Consider the following 25412-nt stretch of genomic DNA (forward strand, 5'->3'; position numbering starts at 1 on the left):
CATGTCCCAGACCGAGCTGCCGATGCCGAGCGTGCGGCCGGCTGTGGGTGCGCTGGCGAAGCTCGCGCCCGAGCCGGTCCGGTACCTGCTGAACTGGGGCCGCAAGTACTCCCTCTGGGTGTTCAACTTCGGCCTGGCCTGCTGCGCGATCGAGTTCATCGCCGCGTCGATGGGCCGGCACGACTTCATCCGGCTCGGCGTGATCCCGTTCGCGCCCGGTCCGCGGCAGGCCGACCTGATGGTGGTCTCCGGCACCGTGACGGACAAGATGGCGCCGGCGATCAAACGGCTCTACGACCAGATGCCGGAGCCGAAGTACGTGATCTCGTTCGGCTCCTGCTCGAACTCCGGTGGCCCGTACTGGGACTCGTACTGCGTGACCAAGGGCGTCGACCAGATCATCCCGGTCGACGTGTACGTGCCCGGCTGTCCGCCGCGGCCGGAGGCGCTGCTGCAGGGCATCCTCAAGCTGCAGGAGAAGATCGCCGGCGAGAACATGCCGAGCCGGTACGACGAGCCCTCCGCCGCCGCACTGACCCGCGGCCTGGTGACGCCTCAGTGAGCAGCGACGCGCTCGAGGCGCTGACCGCTGCCGGCATCGCCGCGACCCAGTCCGACAGCTTCTCGCCGACGGCGATCGACGTACCCGCGGAGTCGTGGGTGGCGGCGCACGAGGTGCTGCGGGATGCCGTTGGGTACACGTTCTTCGACTTCCTGTCCGCTGCGGACGAGCTGACGGACGGGTTCCGGGTGGTCTCGCATCTCGCGGACTTCTGGGGTGGTGCGCACGTCGAGCATCTGCTGGTGCGCACGCTGATCCCGCGGGACAAGCCGGTGCTGCCGACGCTGTCCGAGTTGTACGCCGGGGCGAACTGGCATGAGCGGGAAACGTTCGAGATGTTCGGGATCAGCTTCGAGGGTCATCCGAACCTGATCCCGTTGCTGTTACCGGACGGCTTCGAGGGCAACCCGTTGCGCAAGGAGTTCATCCTCGCGTCCCGGGTCGCGAAGCCGTGGCCGGGCGCCAAGGAGCCAGGCGAGTCCGACCATGCTCCGGCACACGGCGCCCCCAGCCGCCGTCGCACCCTTCCCCCTGGCGTCCCCGACCCGGAGACCTGGGGCCCGCGCCCCGCCGGATCCCCTGACCCAGATCCACTGGCCCCCGCCCAGGCGGCCGCCACCCCGGCCCGCCCCCGCCGCGCCGGCGCCGAACGCCGCCCCCGCAAGCAGGCCGAGGCCCCGCCGCCGGAGTCTCCCCCTGCGGAAGCGCCCTCCGCGGATGCGCCCTCGTCGGAAGCGCCGCCCTCGGCGGACGCGCCCTCGCCGGACGCTCCCTCGGCGGAGCCTGAGGCGTGATTCCGACTGCGGACGAGTTGGCGCGCTACACGCTCGACCGCCAGCACCCTCTCACGCGCACCTGGGTGGACGACGCGACGCGGCTGAAGGCGTTGGCAGAGGTGCACGCGGATCCGGACTTGCTCTTGGCAACACATCTGGAGATCGCCGCGCTGCGTGTCGAACGGTTCGCTCCGGGACAGCCCGCCGAGTCGATGCTCAACTACTGGATGCCGGTCGGCGACGACCTGCACGCCATGGTCAGCATGCGCTTCGAGGGCCTCGACCCGACCAAGCCCTTCGTCGACGCGACCCCGATGACCCGCGCACCGCGCACGTCGGACCTCCCCGCCCTGGCCGCGCTCGCCCGCGAGATCTACGGCATCCACAGCCCGCGCTACGTCCGCCTGTGGAGTGCCGAGGCTGGGATCCCTGGCGCCCAACCCGACCGCCGCTTCTTCGCCGCCCCGATCAGTCAGCTACAACCTCACGACGTACCGCCCGAGCTCGCACTCGTCCCGGCGGGCGTCGACCACTATGACGAGGCCCAGCATGCGTACGACGCCGTGGACGCCGCCCACCCACATCACGCCGAAGAGGCATCGCTCCAGGACCGTGAAGATCTGGCCGAGTCAGCCGAGGAGGGCCTCCTCTTCGACATCACCGTCGACGGCGAGTGGGCCGGATACGCGGCCGGAGTCGACAATCCCGAGGACTCACTCGGCCTGCCCGCGTACGTCGTACGGGAGATGATCCTCGCCCCGAAGTACCGAGGCCGAGGCTACGGCCGCCACCTGAGCGCCCTCCTGGCCCAAGCCCTGCCGGACCCGACCCGCATCCTCATCGGCACCATCCACTCCGCCAACCGCGGCGCCCGCACCGCCGCTCAAACCGCCGGCCGAAACGACATCGGCGGCTGGCTTCAGTTGCCCTTGTAGTAGAAGACTTCTTCGCGGGTTATTTGGCCGGAGGTTACGGTGCAGAGGGACAGTTTGGTGGTTTGGGAGGGGTGGCCGGTGGTGGGGTCGCGCTGGTCGAAGGTGAAGCGGATGGCGAAGCGGTCGTCGAGGAGGAGGGGGCCGAGGACCTGGACGCCGACGTACTCGATGCCGGCGCTGAGCCGTTGTGCGTTCTCGAGGATGGCGTCGGCTCCCTTGAGTTCGATCTCCTCGCCGCCGGTTTCGAGTGGCGCGACGCGGACGACGTCCGGCGCGGCCAGCGCCATGGCCTCGTGGACGCGGCCGGTGCTCAGGAGGCTCACGTAGCGGTTCGCGACCTCGGCTGTGGACAGGACACGGAACTCATCCGCGTGTTCCCGGGCCCAGTCCGCGAACGTCAGCGCCGGGCGGCCGGTGAGCTCCGCGACCGTGGTCGTCACAGGCTCGGGATCGTCGACGAGCTTCGCCCAGTAGGTGACCGCGCTCTCCGCGAGCGCAGGGTCAGCGCCTTGGTCGAGCATCGCCTGCCGAGCCTGCTCAGCGGACCGTTCCTCGATCCGCATCTCCTTGCCCACGACCCGCGCGATCGTTTCCACCTGCTCGGCCTGGGTCAACACCTCAGGTCCGGTCAGGTCGTACGCCTGCCCGCTATGCCGATCGTCCATCAGCGTCAGTACGGCGACCGCCGCGATGTCTCGCTCGTGGATCAGTGACCGGCCGGCCTTCGGATACGGCAGTCGTACGACGTCACCGCCCCGGAAGTCCGCGGCCCAGCCCTGTGCGTTGACGGCGAATCCTCCGGGCCGCACCGCGGTCCAGTCCCTACCCGACTGCCGGAGCAACTCCTCGACGTCGCCCCAAACACCGCCGGAGGGTGCATTCAGCGAGGACAGGTACACGACTCGCCGCGGCAGTTCCGCAACGATGGCCTCCGCGCCATCCGCGCTGTACGCCGGCCACAGCAGGAACGCCGCATCCACGCCGGCCGCAGCCCGTCGTACCGCTGCCGGATCATAGATATCGCCCTGGATCAGCTCGACGTCCGGCGGCAAGGCGGCGCGGTCAGGTTTCCGGACCAGGGCGCGGACGGTCACACCCGCCGCGCGCAGTCCATCCACCACATGCCGGCCGACGCGCCCGGTCGCTCCGGTCACCAGAACGGTGCTCAGCTGAGTCAGTTTCTCATCGGTCATACGACCCACCCTTTGACCTCAACGGTGGTTCAGGTCAAGTCGGACTCGATAGGGTGCGGTCATGCTGGAGTTCGTGGTGCGGGTGGTCGGCGTACTCGTCGCCTTCCTGGTGGCGCCCCTGCTGGTCGGCCAGGCCGAGCACAAGGTGATGGCGCACATGCAGTCACGGCTCGGTCCGATGTACGCCGGTGCGTTCCACGGCTGGGCGCAGCTGGTCGCCGACGGCGTGAAGTTCGTGCAGAAGGAGAGCGTGGTTCCGGCGGCCGCGGACCGGCGGGTGTTCGAATGGGCCCCGATCGTCGCGATCCTGCCGTACCTGGCCGCGCTGGCCGCGATCCCGCTGGCGCCGGGCATCGTCGGTGCGGACCTCGACTCCGGGCTGTTCTTCGTGCTCGCGGTGATGAGCATCGGCGTACTCGGGTCGCTGATGGCGGGATGGGGGAGCGGCAACAAGTACAGCCTGCTCGGGGGACTCCGGGTCGCGGCGCAGCTGATGAGCTACGAGCTGCCGTTCGTGCTGTCCGCGGCGAGCGTCGCGGTCGCGGCCGGGTCGCTGAGCCTGTCGGGGATCGCGACCGCGTGGAACCCGTGGTGGTTGCTGTGGCAGCTGCCCGGCCTGGTCGTGTTCTTCATCGCCGGGTTGGCCGAGTTGCAACGGCCGCCGTTCGACATGCCGGTCGCGGACTCCGAGGTGATCTTCGGGCCCTACACGGAGTACACCGGTCTGCGCTTCGCGATGTTCCTGCTCGCCGAGTACGCCGGGATCGTCATACTGGCAGGGCTGACGACGGTCCTGTTCCTGGGTGGTTGGAGCGGTCCCGGGCCGGACTCCATCGGCTGGATCTGGACCATCCTGAAGGTCGCTCTGGTCTCGGTCGTCGTCATCTGGGTGCGGGTGTCGTTCCCCCGCATGCGAGCCGACCAACTCCAGAAACTCGCCTGGCAAGCCTTGGTCCCCATCGCCCTGCTCCAACTCGCGATCACGGGCATCGGCGTCACCCTCTTCAAGTGAGGGGTGGGCCGGCGGCCAGGCGGGTGTGGAGTTCTTCGGGGGAGATCTCGGAGCCGTCTTGGAACCACCACGTGACGCCGGCCTCTTCGTACTGCACGGCTAGGGCGGCGTCGGGGGCGCCGGCCTGGCTTGGGGACCAGATGGCGATGTCGGCGTTCTGGCGGCCACCGGACTTCTCGAAGTCGGCGCGGATCGTGGCGAGTTCGTCGATGGTGGGGAGCCGGAAGTCGTCGGCCTCGTCCCTGATCTGCGGGAACAGGCCGTCCGCGTTGCGGGCGCCTCGGACGGGACCGGTCCGTGGCCAGAAGCCGCTGGTCCAGATGGGGATGTCGCTGGCAGGGAAGCGGACGTCGGTGGCCCGGTAGTACCTGCCCTCGTGCTCGACGGGGTCGCCGGCGAGGAACTGGTGCAGCAGCTCGGCGCCCTCGTCGAGCCGCTCGGCGAGCTCTCTGCGCTTGGCGGACTCGCCGAACCGGGTGTAGTCCCAGCCCGCGCCGGTTCCGAGGCCGAGGATGAGGCGGCCGTTCGAGAGGTCCTGCAGCGTGCCGGCCTCGAGGGCGAGCTTGGCCGGGCGGCGCCGGGGCAGGGGGACGACCATCGGGCCGATCAGGATCCTGCTGGTGGCTTGGGCGATCGCGGCGAGAGTGACCCAGGGATCGGCAACCGGCGGGTCGTAGGTGGGGGAGCTGAGCAGGTCCCACACGAAGAACCCGTCCCAGCCGTGGTCCTCGGTCGCCCGCGCGAGATCGCGGAGGACCTTCGGGCTGCCGTACTCGCCGAACGACTTCACATAGGCTGCGTAGCGCATGGTCTCTCCAACCAGCTCCGTTCGCACTGATATTCCTGGACCGCGTGCACGCCGACAGGTAGTGCACCGGCGAGACACCGTACACCGGCGCGCGGGTGCGCTCAGGTGCACTACGAACCGCCGGACACTACCTGTCGGGCTGCACAACGCCCCGGTCAGGCGGCGGATTCTTCGCGGGGGAAGAACGGGAGTTCGACGCTGACGCGATCGGCGGCGGCGAGGATCTTTGCGCGGTCGTCCACCGGTGGGTGGATGGCTTGGTTGATGCCCTTCTTGACGGCTGCGCCCTCGGCGCCCGACGCCATCACTCGGCGGTCCCAGCCCCGGGTGAAGACTCCGCCGGCGGCGCCGAGGTCAAGGCAGGTGACGTATGGGCCGGGAGTGAAGTCGCGCAGAGGTACGCCGAGCAGGTCGGCCGCCGCGTTGTACCCGGCGACCTTGCCGAGCGGTGTCGCGTGCTGGCAGGCCTGCATGACCGTGTGCTCAGCGTCGAACGCCGCCGCGGCCGTGTCCCCCGCGACGAACACGTCCGGAAGCGCACGCAGCCGATCGTCGACCGGCACCCGGCCGAGGTGGTCGAGCTCGTCGGAGATCTGACGGGTGAGCTCGCTGGCCCGCATCCCGACGGACCAGACGACGGCGTCCGCGTCGACCTTGCTGCCGTCGGACAGTACGGCGTACCCGTCGCCGACCTCCGTCACCGTCGTACTGAGGCGGCGCTCGATACCCAACTCGTCCAGCGCAGCCTCGATCTCCCTGCGCGGCCCCTGCCCGAGCTGTGCCCCGACCACATCTGACCGATCGACCAGCAGCACCCGGCCCCGCGAGGCCAGTTCGGTCGCAGCCTCCAGGCCGACGAACCCGGCGCCGACGACTACGACGGCGTAGTCGCGCCGATCGCGCAGATGGTCGGTCAGCCGCCGGGCTCCGTCCAGCGTGTCGATGTCGAAGAGCCGTTCAGCGCCTGGCAGCCCGTCGGGCTGAACCAGCTTGCTGCCCGCCGCCAGCACCAGCCGGTCGTAGCCGATCTCGTTGCCGTCGGCCACCACCACGCGGCGGTCGGTGTCGATCGTGCTCACCGAGGCTCGCACGTGCTCTACGCCGATCGGACCGAGGACCCGGCTGAGCTCCACCTTGGCCAGATCCGGCTCCGGCTCGTACAGGCGTGGCCGCAGTACCAGGTGCTCGTTCGGTGCGATGAGTGTGATGCGCAGATCGGCGTCGCCGCGTGCGAGCGCCGCTCCTGCCGCGCTCCAGACACCGGCGAAGCCGCCCCCGATGATCACAACGTGTGCCACTGTCTCGTCCTCTCTCAGCCGCACCCCGCGGATCGGGGCGTGCGGCAGGGAGACAACACGGCGGACTCAGATGTGACCGAGGTGCGCCAGCTTCTCGGGATTGACCTGTCGCCGGAACGCCGTGATCCGGCCGTCGGCGACCTCCACGGTGTCGAGCCAGACGAGCGTGCCGCCGCGGTACGTCGCCAGCGCCGGCTGCCCGTTCACCTCGATGATCCGGACCGCGTCGGGACGCCTGAGCTCGATCTGCCTGGCCGTCAGCTTGGCGATCCGCTCGGGACCCGTGACCGGCTTCCGGGCGGCGGTGACCTTGCCGCCGCCGTCGGCGACGTACACCGCCTGGGGATCCAGCAGTGCGACGAGCCCGGCCAGGTCTCCTGCGTCGGCGGCCGCCTTGAACGCCTTGAGCACGCGTTCGGTCTCGGTCCTGGAGGCCCGTGGTGTCTCCTCGACCGTGGCGACCCGCGCCCGCGCGCGGGAGGCGAGCTTGCGGCTCGCGGCAGGCGTCGTACCGAGCACCTCGGCGATCCGGGCGAACGGGAAGTCGAAGACGTCATGCAGTACCAGGGCGACGCGTTCGGCGGGGGTGAGCGTCTCCATGACCACCAGCATCGCGGTGCTCACCGACTCGTCCATCAGCACCTTGGCGGCGGCGTCCGGACCGGTCAGCAGCGGTTCGGGCAGCCAGGGCCCGACGTAGGACTCGCGCCGGACGCGCGCCGACTTCAGCACGTTGTACGACGTACGTGCGGCCAAGGTCACCAGCCATGCGCGCAGATCCCGGACCTCCGACAGATCCGCGGCAGCCGCACGCAACCAGACGTCCTGCGTCACGTCCTCGGCCTCCGTCACGGTGCCGAGGATCCGGTACGCCGCGCCGAAGACCGCGGGACGATGCGCTTCCCAATCGGCCTCCGACAACGCCCTGGTCTGATCCACCCTCACCCTCTCGCCGCCACTGTGATCAATGATCACTCTAGGCAGACCTCCGCGCGCCTACGGCGTTGCCAGTGCCTCCGTGGGGGAGAGACGGGAGGCGCGGATCGCGGGGTAGAGGCCGGCCAGGGCCCCGATGACCAGGGTGCCATCAGCACAGAACTTGTCGTGTCGCTGCCTGTCGATCCGGGCTGAGGCTGTTCGTGTAGGGGTGACAGGACTTACGAGGAGGCCGAGATGAACCAGTACCTGCTCAGCATCTATCAGCCTGATGGGCCGCCGCCGGCGCCGGAGGTTCTGGAGCCGATCATGCGGGAGTTGGGGGCTTTGAACGAGGAGATGCAGGCGGCGGGGGTGTGGGTGTTTGCGGCTGGGCTGCATCCGCCGGAGACTGCGACTGTGCTGAAGGTATCCGGTGACGACGTACTCGTGACGGATGGGCCCTTCACCGAGGGGAAAGAGCACTTGGGTGGGTTCACCGTGATTCAGGTCGAGGATCTGGATGCGGCGTTGGGGTGGGCGCGGCGGTTGGCTCGGGTGCTGAGTCCGTTGTCGATCGAGGTGCGGCCCTTTGCCGGCTGACACCGGATCCCGACGACCCGACGCCACGCCTGAGCGGATTGCGGGTGTGTTCAGGGCTGAGCATGGGCGGGCGGTTGCGGTACTGGCCCGGGTGTTCGGGGATCTGGGGATCGCGGAGGACGCCGTACAGGATGCGTTTGCGGCGGCCGTGGAGAAGTGGGCGGACAGCGGCGTACCGCCAAGCCCGGCCGGGTGGATCATCACGACGGCGCGGAACCGGGCGATCGACCGGCTGCGGCGGGAGTCGGTGCGCGAGGACAAGCATGCGCAGGCGGCGTTGCTGCATGCGCAGGACGAACCGGTGGAGGAGCGCGTTGTGCACGACGACCGCCTCCGGCTGATCTTCACCTGCTGCCACCCGGCGCTCGCGCTGAACGTGCGGGTCGCGTTGACATTGCGCATGCTTGGCGGGCTCACCACAGCCGAGATCGCCCGTGCGTTCCTGGTGCCGGAGCCGACGATGGCGCAGCGCCTGGTCCGTGCCAAGGCGAAGATCCGCGCGGCGGGCATCCCGTACCGCGTCCCGTGCGAGGCCGATCTGCCCGAGCGCGTTCGCGGCGTGCTGGCCGTTGTCTACCTGATCTTCAACGAGGGGTACGCCGCCTCGGCCGGCGAGACTCTCGTCCGCGACGAACTGTCCGCGGAGGCGATCCGGCTCGGCCACGTACTGGTCGACCTGATGCCCGACGAACCCGAGGCCGTCGGCCTGCTCGCACTGATGCTCCTCCAGCAATCCCGCCGTTCGGCGCGGGTGGGGTCGGACGGTTCCATGGTTCTGCTCGCCGACCAGGACCGCGACCGCTGGGACCGCGAGCTGATCGCCGAAGGCCAAGACCTCGTACGCCGCTGCCTGCGCCGCAACCAGCCTGGTCCTTATCAACTGCAAGCCGCCATCAACGCCGTCCACGCCGATGCGCCGACCGCGGACGACACTGACTGGCCGCAGATCCTGCAGCTCTACAACCACCTGCTCACGCTCACACCGACTCCCGTCGTCGCGCTCAACCGCGCCGTCGCAGTCGCCGAGGTCGAAGGCCCGGCGGCAGCCCTTGCCCTCATCGACGACCTCGACCTGAGCTCCTACTACCTCTTCCACGCCATCCGCGCCGACCTCCTCACGCGCCTCGACCGCTCCGACGAAGCTCGTACGGCGTACGAGGCCGCCCTCGACCTCACGTCCAACGAAGCTGAGCAGGCGTTTCTTCGTTCCCGCCTGTGATGTCGGTGGGACCTGGCAGGGTTCCCTGCATGACTGAGCCGCCTGCACTGCACGACTGGCACATCGAGCCCCGCGAGTACACGCGACAGGAGAGTCGTCGCGGTCGGCGGCATGCGTACGAGAGCTTGGATCCAGCGCGGACTGCGCTGGTCGTCGTCGACATGGTGCCGTTCTTCGTCGGCCTTGGCGGCTATCAGCAGGGCATCGTGCCGAACATCGCTCGGCTCGCCGACGTACTGCGGTCTGCCGGTGGGAGCGTCGTATGGGTGGTGCCCGGGTTCAGCGAGCCGACCGCGGTGACGGTCGAGTTCCTTGGAGCTGAGGTCGCCAAGCTGTTCAGTGAGTCCGGTGGGAGTGGTCCGGTGCGCGAGCGGGTCTGGCACGAGTTCGAGATCCATGAGGCGGACCTGCTGGTGGAGAAGACCGCGACGAGTGCGTTCTTCCCTGGGCGCTGCGACCTGCACGGGCTGCTCTCCGAGCGAGGCATCGACACGGTCCTGATCACCGGCACCGTGGCCAACGTCTGCTGCGAGTCCTCCGCCCGGGACGCGAGCACCCTCGACTACCGCGTCGTCATGGTCGCCGACGCCAACGCCGCCCGCCGCGACCAAGACCTCAACGCCACCCTCTACACCGTCTACCGAACCTTCGGCGACGTCCGCCCGACCTCAGAACTCCTCGCACTACTCGACCCTGAAATGCGCTGACCCCTAGCGGAGGCGGTACTTGCGCTTCTCGCGGTGGTGGTCGTCGCGGCGGCGGCTGGCTGGGCGGGTGATGCGGATCGCGAGGGCGCCGAGGGCTCCGACGATCGCGCCGAAGACGGCCGCAACAGGACTCATGAAGATCGCAGAGTCGGTCCACTCGTAATGATTCGGCCCGGTAGCGAACCATGAGAACGCGACATTCGCGAAGACCATGGCCAGGGCGCCGATCACCGCGCCGGCCAGTACCTGAGAGCGCCCCATTTCCTGAGCGTAGGTGCGCCACCGCTTTCCGCAAACCGCAACTGGCGCGCCGCGACAGACAAGAGGTCCAAGCCGGAACGCCGGTTGGCTCCGCGAGGTGGATCTCCGGAAACAAATGGCCGCCAGGCGACCCAAATGTTCCGCAAAGCGAGACCACCGACCCGACCACGACAGCCGGCCGCAGTTCGCCGCTGACCGGGTGCTGGAGCCGGTGCCTGAGCCCAGGATCCCGGGAGGCGGAACACCCACCAGGGGCTTGAGACAGGTCATGATCTGTCGGGACCCACCAGTTCGTGTTCCAGGCAGGACGCGTACTGGGGCGTTGGGTGGGGTGGGGTGTGGAGTTAGTAGGGTCCAGGGGTGCAGGGATTCGACGTGGTGTGTGAGGTGGAGCCGCCGACGCGGCCGGATTTGCAGCGGGTTCGGCATCAGATCGGGGTGATGAGTCCGATCGCGGATGCGTTTCTGATCCCGGACAACCACATCGGCCGGGCGACCGTGTCGAGTGTGGCGGTGGCGAACGAGGTGCAGGCGATGGGGTCGCGTGGGATCGCCTGCCTGAACTCGCGGGACCGGAACCTGCTCGGTTTCCGCCGGGATCTGCTGACCGCGGCGGCGTACGGCGTCGAGCAGTTCCTGTTCGTGCACGGGGACGACCCGGCGGAGGGTGCGCGGACCAGCCAGCTCACGGTACGCACCATGATCGAGCAGGCGCGCGAGACGTCGTACCCGGGCTGCAATCCGTTCCAGGTCGGGGCGGCGACGCGGCTGCGGGCGGTGCCGCGATGGAAGGCCGAGGCGGACTTCCTGTACGTCCAGGTCAGCTACGACCTCGGCGAACTCCTCCGCTGGCGGGAGAGCGTCAGCCTCGACATTCCCGTGTACGCCGGAGTCATGGTGCTGGCCAGCGCCAAGATGGCCCACAACCTGGCCGCACTTCCGCAACTCACCATCCCCGAAACGCTGATCGAGGCTGTCGAGCGGGACCAGGACGCGGGCGTCGACCACGCCTGCGAGCTGATCCTGAGCATCCGCGACAGCGGCGCTTTCGACGGCGTCCACCTCATCCCCGTCAGCCGCTACCGCCAGGTCGCGGCCCGTCTCGAGCGCGAGCTCTGACCGCCGGGTCGGCGCCGGATCGGGCCGGAACCGACTAGTCTCCTGCTAGTAACGGAGCTACGGACGGAGGAGGAGGCGTGGGTGTTCCTGGCAAGGGGTTGATCGAGGGGCTGAAGGTCACCGCGAAGACGCTGGCCCGCCGGTCCGTCACCGAGCAGTACCCGGATGTCCAGCCGGAACTGCCGCCGCGCAGTCGCGGGGTGATCGCGCTGCTGGAGGAGAACTGCACCTCCTGCATGCTGTGCGCCCGCGAGTGCCCGAGCTGGTGCATCTACATCGACTCGCACACCGAGACCGCGCCGTCGGTCGGTGAGCAGGCCCGGGAGCGCAGCCGGAATGTGCTGGACCGGTTCGCCATCGACTTCAGCCTGTGCATGTACTGCGGGATCTGCATCGAGGCCTGCCCGTTCGACGCGCTGTTCTGGTCGCCGGAGTTCGAGTACGCCGAGACCGACATCCGCAACCTGACCCACGAGAAGGAGCGGCTCCGCGACTGGATGTGGACGGTCCCCGCGCCGCAGCCGATCGACCCAGGCCCCACTGTCACTCCCGCGCCGGAGGACGACGCGTGACGACTGCCCTCTTCAGCGTCGCCGGAGCAGTCGCACTCATCGCCTCCGTCTTCGTCGTCACCTCGCGCCGGATCGTTCACGCCGCCCTCTGGCTGGTCGTCGCCCTCGGCGCGGTCGCCGGCTGCTTCGGCGCGCTGCATGCCGAGTTCGTCGCACTGGTCCAGATCCTCGTGTACGTCGGGGCGATCGTCGTACTCGTGCTGTTCGCGCTGATGCTGACCCGGGCACCGATGAATCCGCTGCCCAGCCTGACCATCGGCCGCAGCCCTTTCGCCGCGATGGTCGCGGGTGTCCTGGCGCTGCTGCTCGGCACCGGTGTCGTGATTGCCTTTGGCAACGAGAAGATCGACCCGGTGCCGGCCGGATCCGCCACCGATGTGGGCACGGCGATCTTCAGGACCTGGGTGCTGCCGTTCGAGGTGCTGTCGGTTCTGTTGCTGGCGGCCCTGGTCGGTGCCATCGCCCTGTCCCAGCGTAAGAAGGCGAAGGAGGACTGACGTGCCGCTGATCCTCCCGCTGCTGCTCGCCGTCGTCCTGTTCTGCATCGGGGTGTACGGCGTCCTGGCCCGGCGCAACGCGATCACCCTGCTGATGTCGTTCGAACTGATGCTCAACGCGGTGAACCTGAACCTCATCGCGTTCGATGCCTGGCGCATCGACGGCCTGGCCACCGGCCAGACGCTGGCGATCTTCGTGATCACGCTGGCCGCGGCCGAGATCGGCCTCGGGCTCGCGATCGTCCTGCTGCTGTTCCGTGGCCACGGCCACGTGGATGCCGACGCGGCCCGCGACCTGGCCGAGCAGGACACGCAGGAGGAGCTGCAGGAGAAGGGTGCGGCGACGTGATCGCAACCGCCTGGCGGGTGGCCGGCGTCGGCTTCTCCCTGCTCGTCATCCTGGCCGCCGGTCTGCTGTACAGCGTCTCGCCGGACCAGGTCGCGTTCCTGAACTCGTCCGTCGGCGACCTCACCATCGGCTTCGCCGTCCGCACCGACGACCTGACGGTGCTGATGCTCGCGGTCGTCGGCGTGATCGCGACCTGCGTCCAGGTGTACTCACTCGGCGACCTGCATCAGCGCGCCGCGTCGTACCACGCGCTCGTCACGCTGTTCACCGCCGCGATGGTGACCGTCGTGATCTCGGACAGCCTGTTCCTCCTGCTGATCGGGTGGGAGATGATGGGCGCCTGCTCGTACCTGCTGATCGGTCACTACTGGGAGCGTCGCGACGCCCGCTCCGGCGCGGTCAAGGCGTTCCTGATGACCCGGCTCGGCGACGTCGGGTTCCTGTTCGGCATCTTCGTTCTCGGCCTCGGCGCCGGCACGTTCCGGATCTCCGAGCTCGACCCGGCGGACATCTCGCCCGGCGTACTGACCACCGGGACCCTGCTGCTCCTGGTCGGCGTGGTCGGCAAGTCGGCCCAGGTCCCGTTGCAGACCTGGCTTCCGGACGCGATGCCCGGCCCGAGCCCCGTCAGCGCGCTGATCCACGCGGCCACGATGGTTGCCGCCGGCGTCTTCCTGATCGCCCGCCTGTACGACGTGTTCGCGGCCTCCGAGACGACCATGACCGTGCTGGCCGTGGTCGCCTGCGTGACCATGCTGTTCGCCGCGCTGTGTGCAATGGCCGCGGTCGAGGTGAAGCGGGTGCTTGCGTGGTCGACCGTGAGCCAGCTCGCGATCATGTTCTCGGCCTTGTCCCTGGGTACGGCGGACGGCCGGCACGCAGCGTTGTTCCATCTGGTCACGCACGCGGCGTTCAAGGGGCTGCTCTTCCTCTGCGCCGGTGTCCTGCTGCACCAGGTCGGCAGTGCGGCCTTCGTGGTGCTGCGCCGCTACACCCGACGCGGCCGGCTGCGGAAGGCGCTCCGGGTCACCTTCGTGACGATGACGATCGGTATCGCCTCGTTGGCCGGCGTCCCGGGGTTCGCGGGGTTCTTCTCCAAGGACGCGGTGATCGAGGCCGCCTGGCATCACGCCCGGGACGGTTCGGTCGTTGGATGGATCGTGCTGGCATCAGTGTGTCTGACCGCTGCGTTCACCGCGTTCTACTGCATGCGGATGTGGTTGTGGGTGTTCTTCCGGACGCCCGCCCTCGCCGGGGCGCTCGGTGCCTTCGAGGACGAGAACGGGACGGCCGACCTGGACGAGCCCGACACCTCGAAGCTGCGCGACGCCCCCTGGGTGATGCTCGCGCCGATGGTCCTGCTCGCGGTGGCCTCGATCGTGCTCGGGTACGTCGACGGCGTCCACCTCAACTGGGGCATCGGTGCGGTGTCGACCGTGCTCGTCCTGCTCGGCGCGTTGCCGGCGTACTCGCTGTGGTCACGCGGCGCGGATCCGCGGCCGGTCGTGCTCGAGCGTGAGTTCGGCGTCGACACGGCGTACCACGGGATGTTCGTTGTGCCGGTGCGGTGGCTGGCGAAGCTGACGGTCGCGGGCGATCGGGACGTGATCGGGGCTTATGTACGGGCGGCCGGGCGTGCCGGGACGCTTGCGTCGGAAGGGTTCCGGCGGTTGCAGACCGGGAACGTGCAGACCTATCTGACCGCGGCTGTGGTCGGTGTGGTCGCGCTGGCAGTGCTCGCTGGGGTGATCAGCTCATGAGCGCGATCCTGCTGGGGATTCTGGCGCTGCCCATCCTCGCCTCGCTCGCGTTGTGGACGCTCCCCGCTTCGGTCGGCGACCGGCTCGCGGCGCTGTACGGCTCGGTGATCTCGGGGCTCGTGCTGATCGGGTCCCTGCTGCTCTGGCCGCGCAGCGAAGGCTGGTTCGCCTACGTACCATCGCAGGACCAGCTGCTGCGTGAGGGCAGCCGGCCGCTGCAAGCTGTGACGGACGTGCCGTGGATCCCTGCGCTCGGCGTGCGGTTCCACGTCGCGGTGGACTCGATCTCGATGCCGCTGATCGTGCTGACCGCGCTGCTGACCTTCCTGTGCTGCCTGTACTCGTTGAAGATCACACCGCGGATCGGCCGGACCCGGTCGCTGATCGCGCTGCTGCTGGTGATCGAGGCCGGCGTCATCGGCACCTTCTCGGCGATGGACCTGGTGCTGTTCTTCGTCTGCTTCGAGATCGTGCTGATCCCGATGTGGCTGGTCATCGACATCTGGGGCGACGACCACGACCCGGTCGGACGGAAGCGGGCCGCGAACACCTTCGTGCTGATGACGGTGCTCGGGTCGGCGCTGATGCTGCTCGGGTTCCTGCTGGTCTACCGGCAGGCGGGGACGTTCGACATCGTCCGGTTGACCAATTCCCCGGTGCTCGGCGGACACGGCGTCCCGTTGGCCGCGGCACTCCTGATCGCGGTCGGCCTGGCGGTGAAGGTGCCGCTGTGGCCGCTGCACATCTGGCTGCCGGACGCGCACGCGAAGGCGCCGACGGTCGGGTCGGTCCTGCTGGCGGGCGTCCTGCTGAAGCTGGGGACGTACGGCCTGATCCGGATTCTGGTCCCGGTGCTGCCGGACGCCACCGCGACCATCGCGCCGTACCTGGCCGGCTTCGCGACGGTGGCGATCATCGCCGGGTCGCTGGCGTGCCTGGCGCAGACCGACGTGAAGCGGCTGATCGCGTACTCGAGCGTCGGGCACATGGGGTTCATCGTGCTCGGCATCTCCACGCTGTCGCAGGCCGGTCTGCACGGCGCGCTGTTCGCGAACATCGCGCACGGGATCATCACCGGTCTGCTGTTCTTCCTGGCGGGTGCGATCAAGGACCGGCACGACACCAGCGATCTGCGCACGCTCGGCCGCGCGCTGTACGCGCGGCTGCCGCGGATCGGCGCGCTACTGACGTTCGCCTGCCTGGCGTCGCTGGGGTTGCCCGGGCTGGCCGGGTTCTGGGGCGAGATGCTGGTCCTGCTCGGCGCCTACCGCCCCGCCGATTCGTTGCCTCGGACGACCTACTTGGTCTTCATGGTGATCGCGGGCCTGGGCACGGTACTGACCGCGGCGTACTTCCTGCGACTGGTACGCAAGCTGTGCCAGGGTGACCCGGCCGAGAATCCGGCGTCAGCGTTCGCGGTCGACCTGAGCCGGATCGAGCTGATCACCTGGGCGCCGCTGATCACGCTGACCGTGCTGCTCGGCGTCTGGCCCGGGCTCCTACTGCACCAGTGGGGGACCTTGTGACCCTGACCTGGACCGATTGGCAGGCCGTCGCCGTACCGCTCGTGCTTGCGGTCGGCGCTGTCGCCGTACTGCTGATCGACGGCTTCTGGCGCAGCGCATCGGCGCAACTGCGGCACACGGTGGTCACGCTGCTGACCGTGGCCGTGATCCTGTTCGGACTGGTGTTCGTCTGGGCCCAGCGGGACGACTTCAAGCCAGCGTTCTGCCGTCCTGCGGTGGAAGGGCCGGCCGAGTGCAGCCTGGTGTTCGAGCCGTTGACCGCCGGATTGTGGGCGGTGTTGCTGATCGGCGCACTCGGCGTCGTCGGACTGTCGGCGTACCGGCTGCTGTCGGCGGACATCCCGGTCGGTGAGTACCACTTCCTGCTCCTGAGCGCACTGGTCGGCGCGACTGTGCTCGCCGGTGCACGCGACCTCGCCACGGTGGTGATCGGGCTCGAGGTCGTGTCGCTGCCGAGCTTCGCGATGGTCGCCCTGCGCCGGGACAGACGCGGATCCGAGGGTGCGCTGAAGGCGTTCCTGGTGTCGGTGCTGTCGACCGCGGTGATGCTGTTCGGCATCTCCTATCTGTACGGCGTGACCGGGTCGCTGTACCTGTCCACCATCGCCAACCGGTTGTCCGGCCTCGATCCGGAGCTGCGCCGGGTCGCCTTCGCGGCGGGGCTGTTCGTGATCGTCGGGTTCGGGTTCAAGATCGCGGCGGTGCCGTTCCACGGCTGGTTGCCCGACACGTACGTCGGTGCGCCGGTTGAGGTGACCGCCTTCCTCGCAGTGGTGTCGAAGTCGGCTGGTGTCGCCGGTCTGCTCGTGCTGGTGACGTCCGGGGTCGCGCCGAGCGGGTCGGAGTTGCGGACCGTGGTCGCGATCCTGGCCGCGCTGACGATGACGGTCGGCAACCTGGCCGCGCTGCGTCAGCAGGAGGCGGTGCGGCTGCTCGCGTGGTCGTCGATCGGTCAGGTCGGCTTCCTGCTCGCACCGCTCGCGGTCGGCGACGCCCAGGCGGTCGTCGGGTATCTGGCGGCGTACGTGGTCGTCACGGTCGGGGCGTTCGGAGCTGTCGCGGTCGTCCAGCGGCACCGGCCGGGTGGGCTGCTGACCGACTACCGCGGCATGGTGCGCTCCGAGCCGGGTCTGGCCGGCGCGTTGATCTTCTTCCTGGTCGTGCTGGCCGGTCTGCCGCCGGGCCTCGCCGGTCTGTTCACGAAGTTCGCCGCCTTCCAGGCGGTCATCGACGCGCACCTCGGCTGGCTCGCGATCGTGATGGCGATCAACGTGATGATCGGCCTGGCCGTCTACCTCCGCTGGGTCGCCGAACTCTTCCGCCTGCCCGCCGACGACCCCTTCTCGGTCGACATCGAGTCCCCGGCCGTCGCCATGATCTCCCTCTGCGCCGCGACCGCCGCAGTCCTCTCCATCCTCCCGAGCACCCTCTTCTCCCTAGCCATCTGACCTAGGATCCGGCGCTCGCCTGCTTGGCCAGGAAGTCCTCGTACTGCGACCAGACGCGGCGCCAGAGTTGATCGCGGTCGGCTTGGGTGTAGTGGGGGAGCGGGAGGAGGAACACGTCCGCCAGTACGGCGAAGTAGTCGGTCAGGCTCTCGATGATGGTGGTGTCGATCCGGTCGGCGAACGTCTCGGACAGGCCGACAGAGCGCAGTACGACGACCGACGACGGCTTCCGGCGGAACGCGGAGGCCAACCGGCGGAACGCGGAGTTCGGGTTGGTCGACAAGTTGGCGTGCTGCGCGGCGAAGGCGTCCAGGCCCACCGCGGCGGACTCGAAGTCCATGCCGATCATGTTGGCCCGCGGGTCGTGGTCCAGCCGCCAGCCGTCGACCTTCTCGGACGGACGCAACCGCAGTTTGTACGGCTCCTGGTACACGCTGCACTCCTCGAGTGGCAGCGGATGCACCAGGGCCTCACCGAGGCCGGCATCGACCATCCAGACCTGGTTGGGATCCTCGACCAGCCCGCTCACCGTGAGCACCATGTGGCTGGCGTCGACGTCGCCCGCGCGGGTCGGAGTCTCCGCACCGCCTCGGTGCATCTGCACGCGGTAGCCGAGCTCGCTGAGCAAGAGAGCCATGGTTCCGTTCAGCTGGAAGCAGTACCCACCGGTCTCCCGCGCGATGATCCGCTTCGCCGACTCCTCAGGCTCCAGCGGTCCGCCCGGGGCCAGCTGGAACTGCACGGACTCGTACGGCACCTGGCCGACGAACGCCTCGTGCAGCCGCGACAGACCTTCCAGCTGCGGCGGTCCGTCGTACTCGCTGAGTCCGATTCGCTGGAGGAACGCCTGGGTGTCCATCCGCATAGGCTAGCCACGTGATCGAAGTACTCACCCCGGCCGATGCCGTTCAAGCCGCCCCGGAGCTGGCCGAGGTTTTCGTGTCCGCCTTCGGCGCCCCGGGGTACGACGAGGACCGGGCCGACGCCGAGCGGTTTGCCACCGAACAGCTTCCGGTGCACGCCGAACGGGACGATTTCAAACTCGTTGCCGCCCGATCGGACGGCAGGATCGTCGGATTCGCGTACGGGTTCACCGGGCAGCGCGGGCAGTGGTGGCCGGACCGGGTCGCGGCGGCGGTGCCGGCGGAGCTTGCCGAGGAGTGGGTCGGCGGTCACTTCGAGGTCGTGGAGCTCGCCGTCGCGGTCGAGGCGCAACGCCAAGGGCTCGGGACGGCCTTGATGGACGCGCTGATGACCGATCTCCCGCATCGGAAGGCGCTCCTCTCGACGTACGTCGACGACCGCCCGGCGCCGAGGCTCTACCAGCGGATGGGCTGGCGGGTCCTCGTCCCCGATCTGGGCTGGGGGTCGGCGCTCTACGGATTGGACAGGGCGATGCCGTAGGCACCGGGACCTGGCAGGGTAGGGCCATGACTTCTGAGCGGATCTATGTCGGGAGCTACACCAATCAGCCGGGCGGTGGGGACGGCATCGGGTTCGGGCCGCTGGACGCGATCGCGCTCGCGGTGACGACCGCGGATCCGTCCTTCCTGGTCAGGTCCGCCGACGGCCAGTTCCTCTACGCCACCAGCGAAGGCGAGCAGGGCCGGGTCGTCGCGTTCGCGATCCAGCCGGACGGTGGGCTCGAGTTGCTGAACGACCGGCCGACCGAGGGCAAGCACCCCTGCCACCTGGAGATCGACCCGTCCGGTCGCTACCTGTTGACCGCCAACTACACCTCGGGCTCGGTCGCGATCTACCCGATCGGTGCCGATGGTTCACTCGGTACGGCGACCCAGGTCATCCAGCGTGAGGGCACCGGACCGAACCAGGAGCGCCAGGAGGGCCCGCACGCCCACCAGGTGGTGTTCGACCCGTCCGGGACGTACACGTTCGACGTCGACCTCGGCTCGGACACCGTCTACACGTCCACGCTGACCGCGGACGGGCAGCTGGAGGAGGTCGACCGGCTCCGCATCCACCCGGGCGCCGGTCCGCGGCATCTGGTGTTCCACCCGCGCGCCGGAGCGGCGTACGTGATCAACGAGCTCGACTCCACGCTGACTGTCTGCAGCTACGCCGACGGCAAGCTTCAGGTCGTGCAGACCGCCTCGACGCGGCCGGCGGACTCGCCGGGCGAGAACTTCCCGGCCGAGCTGCTGATCTCCGCCGACGGGCGCTTCCTGTACGGCTCGAACCGCGGTGACAACACGATCGCGGTGTTCGCGATCGCCGGCGACGGGCTGTCGGTCGAGCTGGTGCAGACGATCGGCTCCGGCGGGGACTGGCCCCGACACCTTGCCTTCAGCAACGACGGGAGCCGGTTGTACGCCGCGAACGAGCGCTCGGACGCGATCGCGACGTTCGCGATCGACGGCGACGGCAGGCTGACCGCCGACGGGACCGGAATCAGCTGGCCGAAGCCGGTCTGCATCCTCCCGGTCTGACGCACCGCGACCGGCCGCCGGCGGCCGGCCGCTCGCGCTTCGGTGGTACGCCGTACTGCGGCCCCGGGTAGGGAGTCTGCTGCGACATGACACGCGATGCTACGGTTTCCGGGGCGCAATCACGGTGGCCAACGCAAGGCCCGCGCCGGCGAGAAGCGCCGCGGCGAGGAACCCGGTGCCGCGCCCGGAAGCGGCGGCGACCAGGCCGAAGCTGGCCGGACCAAGCCCAGCCGCCAGGTCGATGCTCATGCTGACGGTTCCCATCACCGCGCCGAGTTCGGCCGCCGGTGCACGCTGCAGCGCGAGCATCATGATCGCGGGCGTGCCGAGCGCAACACCGACGCCCAGCAGCACCGTGCCACTGACCAGCCCGGGCACCGTTCGCCAACCGCCCATGACCAGCAGTGCGATCGTGGCGCAGAGCAACGAGATCCGGACGCTCCGGCCGGCGCCCAACCGGTCGGGGATGCGGGCCCCGACGCTCCGGATCAGCACGACGATCCCGGCGAAACCTCCGAGCAGGAAGCCGGCATTCGGCAGACCGAGGTCGAGCGCGTACAGCGGCACGAAGGCGAGGAAACCCGCCATGCCCCACACCAACGCGAGCAGCAGGAGCGCAGGCACGACGGCCGCCCGCGGGATGAGCCGGACAGCCTCGGCGCTTGCTTCATCGGACGTCGGCGCGCGAGTTTCGCCGACACGCAGGGCGAGCAGTACGCCGACGCCGGCCGAGGCTGCCGCGACCACCCAGACCGTGGTGAAGCCCGCCGTGCTGATGAGCACTTCGCCAATCGGCGGGCCGACCGCGAGCCCGGCGTACAGGGACAGGGAGAACAGGCTGATCGCCTCGCCGCGGCGTTCGGGTGGCGCCAGGTCACTCATCGCGGTGACGGCGCCGACGAAGAAGAACGCGTCGCCGACGCCGGTGAGCAGCCGGAGCGCCGCGAGGGCGCCGATGGAGTCGGTCACGCCGTACGCGGCGACCGAGCCGGCGAAGATGATGCCGCCGCCGACCATCGCGATCGACCGGCCGCGCCGATCCACCAGTCGTCCGGCCCACGGACGCAGGACCAGGGCGGACAGGCTGAATGCCGCGACGACCAGGCCGACCGCGATGTTACCGCCGGTAAGTTGGCCGGCCACGTATCGGGGCACGGCCGGCACGAGGATCCCGTCGGCGAGGAAGTAGGCCAGACCGGCCGCACCGAGCACGACGAACTGCGGGGTGACGAGTCGAGGGACGGCGGAAGTCGCTGTACTCATGGCATCTCCTCTGGTCAGGCCCACAATGGCCATGCGGGCTCCAGCGGAGCATCGGTAGTTCTGCCCATCTCCGGGCGGAACGGGGAGGTGTGCTCCGAGGGGACCGGGGGAGGTGCGCCATGGCGGAGGACGACCTGCGACTCGCCGAGCTCCTCTGCGCGCTGTCGGTCACCCTCGATCTCGCGATGGCGCAGGCCCCGGAGAAGTCGATCCGTAGCTGCCTGGTTGCCACCCGGCTGGCGGGCAGGCTCGGCGTCGCCGACCAGCGCACGGTCTACTACGCGACACTGCTGCGCCACCTCGGCTGCACTGCCACGACGCACGAGGAGGCGCACCGGATGGGCCCGCGGGCCGGCGAACTCCGTCCGCTCGCCGAGCGCACCGACGTCGCCAACCGCCGCGAGTCGCTCACAGTCCTTCGGAAGATCGGCCAAGGCACGGGCATCCGCCGCCTCCAGTACCTCGCCCGCACCCTCGCCGCTGGGGAGGACGACATCCTCCGGGCGATCTGCGAGGTCGGCAGCATGCTCGCCGACCGCTTGGGCCTCGGCCCGTCCGTGGCCGAGGCGCTCTACCAGAACCTGGAGCGCTGGGACGGCACCGGTACGCCGAAGGGACTGGCCGCCACCGAGATCCACATCGCCACCCGGATCGCGGAGGTGGCGACCCAGGCCGTCATCTTCCACAGTCTGGGTGAGCCGGTGCAGGCAACCCTCACGCGGCGCCAAGGGACCTGGCTCGACCCGGTGGTCGTTGCCGCGTACGACGACTCCCTGCTGGCCGACCTCGCCGAGATCGACGTGTGGCAAGAGACTCTGGACAACGAGCCGCGCCCCTGGTCACTCATCCGGCCGGACCAGCTCGACGACGTGGCCCGGACCTTCGCCTACTTCGTCGACCTCAAGTCGCCGTACCTGTTCGGTCACTCGACCGGAGTGGCGACGTTGGCCGACGAGGCTGCGCGGCTGCTGCATCTGGACGACACCGACCGGGCAACGCTGCGACGGGCCGCGCTCCTGCACGACCTCGGGCGGGTCGCCGTACCGACGAGTGTCTGGGAGCGGCCCGGTGAGTTGCGCCGCGCCGACTGGGAGCAGGTGCGCCTGCACCCGTACCGGTCCGAGCGGATCCTCGCGCGGTCCGCAGTACTCGAGCCAGTCGCCGCACTGGCCGCTCTCCACCACGAGCGGATCGACGGCACCGGCTATCCGCGCCAGGTCAAGGGCGGCGAGTTGTCGACAGCGGCGCGGATCCTCGCTGCGGCCGACTGCTATCAGGCACTGACTCAGGACCGGCCACACCGGGCCGCGCACTCACCGGACAGGGCCGCGGAGATCGTCCTGGCTGAGGCAGCGGCCGGCAGGCTGGACGCCGACTGCGTGAAGGCTGTGCTCGGAGCGGCCGGGCACCAGGTGCCCGGCCGCATGAGCCGTCCGGCCGGCCTCACCGAGCGGGAGGTCGACGTACTGCGTCTGCTCGCACGTGGCTCGTCCAATGCGGAGATCGCGCGCGAGCTGGTGGTGTCACGCCGTACCGCTGAGCATCACGTCCAGCACATCTACGGCAAGCTCGGCGTGTCCACCCGAGCCGGTGCCGCGCTGTTCGCGATGCAGCACGGCCTGTTCACATCGTGACGAGCTTCTCGAAGAAGAACTCGTGCTTGAGGAACGAGACGTCGTACTCGTGTCCTGGGAACGGCGGCAGGAGCTGGGCGGCCTGGAAGAGGCGCCAGCCGTCCTTCAGGGCGTCCAGACCACTCGCGTACGGCGGGACGTCGCTGTCACCCGTGGTCGGGTGGGTCGCTCCGGTTCCGTCGTACGTCGACCAGCCGACCACGCGGGCGTCCAGCGCGGAGGACGCCAGGTAAAGGACCAGGACCTGCTGGCGGACCGTCTGGCCGGTCTCGGCGGGGGCGGCGCTGGTGGCGGGGGCGGTCATGTCATCTCCTTCTTCGTGGCGTGCGGGTTCATGCTGCGCTGGGCGACCACCCGTTGCGGGCGGTTCGACACTCGGGTGACCCAGAACTCCGGGTCGAAGGCGTCGTCGCCGGTGAGCGCCTGCCACAGCTTGATCCGGTTGTACTTCTCCAGCCGGCCGGTGGCGTTCTCGTACCAGGGGAACGACTGGTCCAGCTCGCGCGCGACCTCCGGGTCGTACAGGTCCTCGACGTTCCAGAGCCGGACCTGGCGGACGGTCGGGTTGAACCGGATCTTGAACATGTAGCGGTCGATGGCGCTGTCGTTCTTGCGGCCGCCGTGCCAGATGCCGTGGTGCAGGAACTGCACGGTGCCGGCCGGGCACACCAGCCGGGTCTGGCCGAGCAGGTTCTGGTAGCGGCCGGTGTCGGACTCGTTGGTCCGGCGCAGGTGGCTGCCGGGCACGCTGAGCGTGCCGCCCATCTCGAGCGTCACGTCCTGCGGGTAGTACATCAGCTGTACGTCGAACGCGTCCGGGCGGACGTCAATGATCGCGTCACCGTGCAGGTTCTGCGCCTCGCCCTCGTTCGCCTTGCGGATGTGCACGGCGTGGTGGTCGACGGTCGGCTCCGGCCCGACCAGGCTGTGGATCGCACCGGCGACCTCCGGCAGCTGCACCAGCCGCTGGACGAACTCGCTGTCCGCGAACGCCTCCGACAGCGGGGTGCCGTACGGGACGCCGGGGATGCCGGCCTTCAGGACCTCGAGCGCCTGCTGGTTCATCTCGTCGGGGACCACGGCGTCCATCCGGAACGACCCGGTGGCCACGAAATGCGCCATCTGAACCGAGGTGAGCAGGTTCTTCTGATGCGGGTGGGGCATGAGACTCCCTCTCGGGGTAGTGGTAACTACTCCACCAGGCTAGATTCCTTCTACGTGGCAACGCGTTGGCTGTGTTCACCACTGGTGGTAATTTCTCACCATGATCGAGCTGCACCTGGCAGCGCCGCCGGAGGTGGTGAACGTCGGGGTGGGCATCCACGGGGTGCGCAGCCTGCGGGATGTGTTCCGGCTGCCGGACCTGTGGCAGCTGCATCTGTACTCGTACTCCGCCGATCTCACCCTCGCGGGTACGACGTACTCCGTGGCGCCCGGATACGTGTCGCTGACACCGGCCGGGTCGCAGGTGCAGTTCGACTACCGGGGACGGTCCGAGCACTTGTACGCCCACTTCCGGCCGGTCGTGGCGGGCGAGCCGTCGTACCTGCCCGTCGTACAGGACGCGGGCGCGGCCGCGCCGATGCTGTCGGACCTGCTGCGCTGGGCCGTCGAGGCGTCGCCCTCAGGATCGTCGCGTACGACGGCCGAGGTGTGGACCGCACTGTGGCGCATCGTCGACCTGACCGCCGCGACCACCGAGGGCGACGCTCGCCACCCGGCGGTCGCCACCGCCATCGCCTACATCGAGGCCAACCTCGCCCAGCCGCTCACCGTCCCCACCCTGGCCCGCCTCGCCGGCGTCTCGCACAACCACCTGACGCGCCTGTTCCAGACCGAGACCGGGCAGACCGTCATCGCCTACATCCGCGGTCGTCGAATGGGCCGCGCCCGTCATCTCCTGGTCTCCTCGACCCTGTCGATCCCGGCCGTTGCCGCCTCGGTCGGCATCCCCGACCTGCAGGCCTTCAACAAGACCTGCCGCCGCGAACTCGGCGGCTCCCCGCGCGCCGTGCGGACGGCGGGGCCGACCGGCTAGGCAGAGTGGGTGACCGCAAAGGCGGTCGCGACCGCTGCCGTTCGGCTGGTCACTCCGAGCCGTTCGTAGATGTTCTCCAGATGCTTGCGAACGGTGCCCTCGGCAACAAATAGCCGGTGCGCGATCTGGGTGTTGCTGTGCCCGTCGGCGACCAGGCGGAGCAGCTGCAGCTGACGGCTGGTCAGATCCGGTACACCGGCCCGGCGGCGTTCGTGGGCGCGGCCGATCTCGACGATGTGCGGCCGGAGCAACCCGCGTACGCCGGTCGCGTGTACCCGGACCTGTCCGCCGTACGCAGCGACGTCCGCGAGGCCCGCATCCTCTCCGGCCTGCATTTCCGCCACTCCATGAACGACGGCGACACCTTGGGCACCCAGGTCGCCCGGTGGATCGCTGCCCGGCATTAACGCGGTTGGCATCGTTGCTCGGCGCCAATGCGGTGGCCAGTGCCCTGCTGGCGGGCTAGCGTG

Annotated in this window: 27 protein-coding genes and 1 pseudogene; 18 read left to right on the plus strand and 10 right to left on the minus strand. The window is 69.3% G+C overall.

Annotated elements, in window-relative coordinates:
* Position 1 precedes the first annotated feature (1 nt).
* The 3 genes from OG817_RS42340 to OG817_RS42350 are packed head-to-tail and all read left to right on the plus strand — an operon-like array spanning position 2 to position 2273.
* Entirely contained in the window at positions 2-562 is a 561-nt protein-coding gene (locus tag OG817_RS42340; RefSeq protein ID WP_406050663.1) for an NADH-quinone oxidoreductase subunit B, read from the plus strand.
* Positions 559-1356, plus strand: coding sequence for an NADH-quinone oxidoreductase subunit C (locus OG817_RS42345; protein WP_406050665.1), 798 nt, complete (start codon positions 559-561; stop codon positions 1354-1356). Before OG817_RS42340 ends, OG817_RS42345 begins: the two co-directional genes overlap by 4 nt.
* Positions 1353-2273 (plus strand): GNAT family N-acetyltransferase, encoded by a 921-nt coding sequence (locus tag OG817_RS42350; RefSeq protein ID WP_406050667.1) that lies wholly within the window; start codon positions 1353-1355, stop codon positions 2271-2273. Before OG817_RS42345 ends, OG817_RS42350 begins: the two co-directional genes overlap by 4 nt.
* On the opposite strand, the gene OG817_RS42355 is transcribed toward OG817_RS42350, so the two are convergent.
* The gene (locus OG817_RS42355) at positions 2258-3466 is read right to left on the minus strand and encodes an NAD(P)H-binding protein (protein WP_406050669.1); all 1209 of its coding nucleotides are present in this window, start codon (positions 3464-3466) and stop codon (positions 2258-2260) included. The genes OG817_RS42350 and OG817_RS42355 overlap by 16 nt on opposite strands.
* 61 nt (positions 3467-3527) lie before the next feature.
* Here OG817_RS42355 and OG817_RS42360 point away from each other — a divergent pair, with 61 nt between their 5' ends.
* Positions 3528-4478, plus strand: coding sequence for an NADH-quinone oxidoreductase subunit H (locus OG817_RS42360; protein ID WP_396392443.1), 951 nt, complete (start codon positions 3528-3530; stop codon positions 4476-4478).
* On the opposite strand, the gene OG817_RS42365 is transcribed toward OG817_RS42360, so the two are convergent.
* The 3 genes from OG817_RS42365 to sigJ all read right to left on the minus strand — a co-directional run bounded on the left by OG817_RS42365 (position 4471) and on the right by sigJ (position 7523).
* Complete coding sequence (locus tag OG817_RS42365) at positions 4471-5286, minus strand: LLM class flavin-dependent oxidoreductase (protein WP_406050671.1); 816 nt, start codon at positions 5284-5286, stop codon at positions 4471-4473. The two genes, OG817_RS42360 and OG817_RS42365, sit on opposite strands and share 8 nt — an antisense overlap.
* A gap of 155 nt (positions 5287-5441) precedes the next feature.
* On the minus strand, positions 5442-6584 hold the full coding sequence (locus OG817_RS42370; protein WP_406050673.1) for an NAD(P)/FAD-dependent oxidoreductase: 1143 nt from the start codon (positions 6582-6584) through the stop codon (positions 5442-5444).
* Positions 6585-6650: 66 nt separating this feature from the next.
* Positions 6651-7523 carry an RNA polymerase sigma factor SigJ gene (gene sigJ, locus OG817_RS42375; RefSeq protein WP_406050675.1) on the minus strand — a complete coding sequence of 291 codons (873 nt, stop codon included), beginning with the start codon at positions 7521-7523 and terminating at the stop codon, positions 6651-6653.
* A gap of 234 nt (positions 7524-7757) precedes the next feature.
* Between sigJ and OG817_RS42380 the strand changes: the two genes are divergently transcribed.
* The 3 genes from OG817_RS42380 to OG817_RS42390 are packed head-to-tail and all read left to right on the plus strand — an operon-like array spanning position 7758 to position 10028.
* Complete coding sequence (locus tag OG817_RS42380) at positions 7758-8102, plus strand: YciI family protein (protein WP_393380531.1); 345 nt, start codon at positions 7758-7760, stop codon at positions 8100-8102.
* 46 nt (positions 8103-8148) lie between these two features.
* The gene (locus tag OG817_RS42385; protein ID WP_406050678.1) at positions 8149-9321 is read left to right on the plus strand and encodes an RNA polymerase sigma factor; all 1173 of its coding nucleotides are present in this window, start codon (positions 8149-8151) and stop codon (positions 9319-9321) included.
* Between the two features lie 29 nt (positions 9322-9350).
* Entirely contained in the window at positions 9351-10028 is a 678-nt protein-coding gene (locus tag OG817_RS42390; protein ID WP_406050680.1) for an isochorismatase family protein, read from the plus strand.
* Positions 10029-10031: 3 nt separating this feature from the next.
* Here OG817_RS42390 and OG817_RS42395 read toward each other — a convergent pair whose 3' ends face one another.
* Positions 10032-10289 (minus strand): hypothetical protein, encoded by a 258-nt coding sequence (locus OG817_RS42395; protein WP_406050682.1) that lies wholly within the window; start codon positions 10287-10289, stop codon positions 10032-10034.
* Between the two features lie 360 nt (positions 10290-10649).
* On the opposite strand from OG817_RS42395, the gene OG817_RS42400 reads away from it, so the two are divergent.
* From OG817_RS42400 to OG817_RS42430, 7 genes and pseudogenes are all read left to right on the plus strand, one after another.
* Positions 10650-11408 (plus strand): methylenetetrahydrofolate reductase, encoded by a 759-nt coding sequence (locus OG817_RS42400; RefSeq protein ID WP_406050684.1) that lies wholly within the window; start codon positions 10650-10652, stop codon positions 11406-11408.
* Positions 11409-11608: 200 nt separating this feature from the next.
* Positions 11609-11836 (plus strand): annotated as a pseudogene (locus tag OG817_RS42405) (4Fe-4S binding protein); the annotation flags it as partial.
* Between the two features lie 140 nt (positions 11837-11976).
* Positions 11977-12477 (plus strand): NADH-quinone oxidoreductase subunit J, encoded by a 501-nt coding sequence (locus tag OG817_RS42410; protein ID WP_406050686.1) that lies wholly within the window; start codon positions 11977-11979, stop codon positions 12475-12477.
* Position 12478: 1 nt separating this feature from the next.
* A complete protein-coding gene (gene nuoK, locus OG817_RS42415; RefSeq protein ID WP_406050687.1) occupies positions 12479-12826 on the plus strand; it encodes an NADH-quinone oxidoreductase subunit NuoK in 348 nt (115 codons plus the stop codon).
* Complete coding sequence (locus tag OG817_RS42420) at positions 12823-14586, plus strand: NADH-quinone oxidoreductase subunit L (protein ID WP_406050688.1); 1764 nt, start codon at positions 12823-12825, stop codon at positions 14584-14586. Before nuoK ends, OG817_RS42420 begins: the two co-directional genes overlap by 4 nt.
* Positions 14583-16112, plus strand: coding sequence for a NuoM family protein (locus tag OG817_RS42425; RefSeq protein WP_406050690.1), 1530 nt, complete (start codon positions 14583-14585; stop codon positions 16110-16112). Before OG817_RS42420 ends, OG817_RS42425 begins: the two co-directional genes overlap by 4 nt.
* On the plus strand, positions 16097-17560 hold the full coding sequence (locus OG817_RS42430) for an NADH-quinone oxidoreductase subunit N (RefSeq protein ID WP_406050691.1): 1464 nt from the start codon (positions 16097-16099) through the stop codon (positions 17558-17560). The genes OG817_RS42425 and OG817_RS42430 overlap by 16 nt, the downstream gene beginning before the upstream one ends.
* Before the next feature lies 1 nt (position 17561).
* Here OG817_RS42430 and OG817_RS42435 read toward each other — a convergent pair whose 3' ends face one another.
* Positions 17562-18419 carry an arylamine N-acetyltransferase gene (locus OG817_RS42435; protein ID WP_406050692.1) on the minus strand — a complete coding sequence of 286 codons (858 nt, stop codon included), beginning with the start codon at positions 18417-18419 and terminating at the stop codon, positions 17562-17564.
* A 17-nt stretch (positions 18420-18436) separates the two neighbouring features.
* Between OG817_RS42435 and OG817_RS42440 the strand changes: the two genes are divergently transcribed.
* Both OG817_RS42440 and OG817_RS42445 read left to right on the plus strand, forming a co-directional pair.
* Positions 18437-18964 (plus strand): GNAT family N-acetyltransferase, encoded by a 528-nt coding sequence (locus OG817_RS42440; protein ID WP_406050693.1) that lies wholly within the window; start codon positions 18437-18439, stop codon positions 18962-18964.
* 26 nt (positions 18965-18990) lie between these two features.
* Positions 18991-20007, plus strand: a complete 1017-nt coding sequence (locus OG817_RS42445; RefSeq protein ID WP_406050694.1) for a lactonase family protein — start codon at positions 18991-18993, stop codon at positions 20005-20007.
* Positions 20008-20106: 99 nt separating this feature from the next.
* Here the strand turns inward: OG817_RS42445 and OG817_RS42450 are convergent, their stop codons facing one another.
* Entirely contained in the window at positions 20107-21270 is a 1164-nt protein-coding gene (locus OG817_RS42450; protein ID WP_406050695.1) for an MFS transporter, read from the minus strand.
* Positions 21271-21389: 119 nt separating this feature from the next.
* Here OG817_RS42450 and OG817_RS42455 point away from each other — a divergent pair, with 119 nt between their 5' ends.
* Positions 21390-22904, plus strand: coding sequence for an HD domain-containing phosphohydrolase (locus tag OG817_RS42455; protein WP_406050696.1), 1515 nt, complete (start codon positions 21390-21392; stop codon positions 22902-22904).
* Here the strand turns inward: OG817_RS42455 and OG817_RS42460 are convergent.
* Together OG817_RS42460 and OG817_RS42465 are read right to left on the minus strand one after the other, a co-directional pair.
* Positions 22894-23208 carry a hypothetical protein gene (locus tag OG817_RS42460; RefSeq protein WP_406050697.1) on the minus strand — a complete coding sequence of 105 codons (315 nt, stop codon included), beginning with the start codon at positions 23206-23208 and terminating at the stop codon, positions 22894-22896. The genes OG817_RS42455 and OG817_RS42460 overlap by 11 nt on opposite strands.
* Complete coding sequence (locus OG817_RS42465; RefSeq protein ID WP_406050698.1) at positions 23205-24068, minus strand: phytanoyl-CoA dioxygenase family protein; 864 nt, start codon at positions 24066-24068, stop codon at positions 23205-23207. Before OG817_RS42465 ends, OG817_RS42460 begins: the two co-directional genes overlap by 4 nt.
* A gap of 100 nt (positions 24069-24168) precedes the next feature.
* On the opposite strand from OG817_RS42465, the gene OG817_RS42470 reads away from it, so the two are divergent.
* Positions 24169-24942 (plus strand): helix-turn-helix domain-containing protein, encoded by a 774-nt coding sequence (locus OG817_RS42470; protein WP_406050699.1) that lies wholly within the window; start codon positions 24169-24171, stop codon positions 24940-24942.
* Here OG817_RS42470 and OG817_RS42475 read toward each other — a convergent pair.
* Positions 24939-25361 carry a LuxR C-terminal-related transcriptional regulator gene (locus OG817_RS42475; protein WP_406050700.1) on the minus strand — a complete coding sequence of 141 codons (423 nt, stop codon included), beginning with the start codon at positions 25359-25361 and terminating at the stop codon, positions 24939-24941. The two genes, OG817_RS42470 and OG817_RS42475, sit on opposite strands and share 4 nt — an antisense overlap.
* Positions 25362-25412: the final 51 nt, after the last annotated feature.

Source organism: Kribbella sp. NBC_00889 (assembly GCF_045207705.1).
In the GTDB taxonomy this organism is placed as follows: domain Bacteria; phylum Actinomycetota; class Actinomycetes; order Propionibacteriales; family Kribbellaceae; genus Kribbella.

Excerpts from the sequence above, each read along its gene's own strand:
- OG817_RS42340 (WP_406050663.1), top strand. The coding sequence starts at position 2 with ATGTCCCAGACCGAGCTGCCGATGCCGAGCGTGCGGCCGGCTGTGGGT.
- OG817_RS42355 (WP_406050669.1), bottom strand. The coding sequence starts at position 3,466 with ATGACCGATGAGAAACTGACTCAGCTGAGCACCGTTCTGGTGACCGGA.
- OG817_RS42360 (WP_396392443.1), top strand. The coding sequence starts at position 3,528 with ATGCTGGAGTTCGTGGTGCGGGTGGTCGGCGTACTCGTCGCCTTCCTG.
- OG817_RS42365 (WP_406050671.1), bottom strand. The coding sequence starts at position 5,286 with ATGCGCTACGCAGCCTATGTGAAGTCGTTCGGCGAGTACGGCAGCCCG.
- OG817_RS42380 (WP_393380531.1), top strand. The coding sequence starts at position 7,758 with ATGAACCAGTACCTGCTCAGCATCTATCAGCCTGATGGGCCGCCGCCG.
- OG817_RS42390 (WP_406050680.1), top strand. The coding sequence starts at position 9,351 with ATGACTGAGCCGCCTGCACTGCACGACTGGCACATCGAGCCCCGCGAG.
- OG817_RS42395 (WP_406050682.1), bottom strand. The coding sequence starts at position 10,289 with ATGGGGCGCTCTCAGGTACTGGCCGGCGCGGTGATCGGCGCCCTGGCC.
- OG817_RS42425 (WP_406050690.1), top strand. The coding sequence starts at position 14,583 with ATGAGCGCGATCCTGCTGGGGATTCTGGCGCTGCCCATCCTCGCCTCG.
- OG817_RS42435 (WP_406050692.1), bottom strand. The coding sequence starts at position 18,419 with ATGGACACCCAGGCGTTCCTCCAGCGAATCGGACTCAGCGAGTACGAC.
- OG817_RS42445 (WP_406050694.1), top strand. The coding sequence starts at position 18,991 with ATGACTTCTGAGCGGATCTATGTCGGGAGCTACACCAATCAGCCGGGC.
- OG817_RS42450 (WP_406050695.1), bottom strand. The coding sequence starts at position 21,270 with ATGAGTACAGCGACTTCCGCCGTCCCTCGACTCGTCACCCCGCAGTTC.
- OG817_RS42455 (WP_406050696.1), top strand. The coding sequence starts at position 21,390 with ATGGCGGAGGACGACCTGCGACTCGCCGAGCTCCTCTGCGCGCTGTCG.
- OG817_RS42460 (WP_406050697.1), bottom strand. The coding sequence starts at position 23,208 with ATGACCGCCCCCGCCACCAGCGCCGCCCCCGCCGAGACCGGCCAGACG.
- OG817_RS42465 (WP_406050698.1), bottom strand. The coding sequence starts at position 24,068 with ATGCCCCACCCGCATCAGAAGAACCTGCTCACCTCGGTTCAGATGGCG.
- OG817_RS42470 (WP_406050699.1), top strand. The coding sequence starts at position 24,169 with ATGATCGAGCTGCACCTGGCAGCGCCGCCGGAGGTGGTGAACGTCGGG.
- OG817_RS42475 (WP_406050700.1), bottom strand. The coding sequence starts at position 25,361 with ATGCCAACCGCGTTAATGCCGGGCAGCGATCCACCGGGCGACCTGGGT.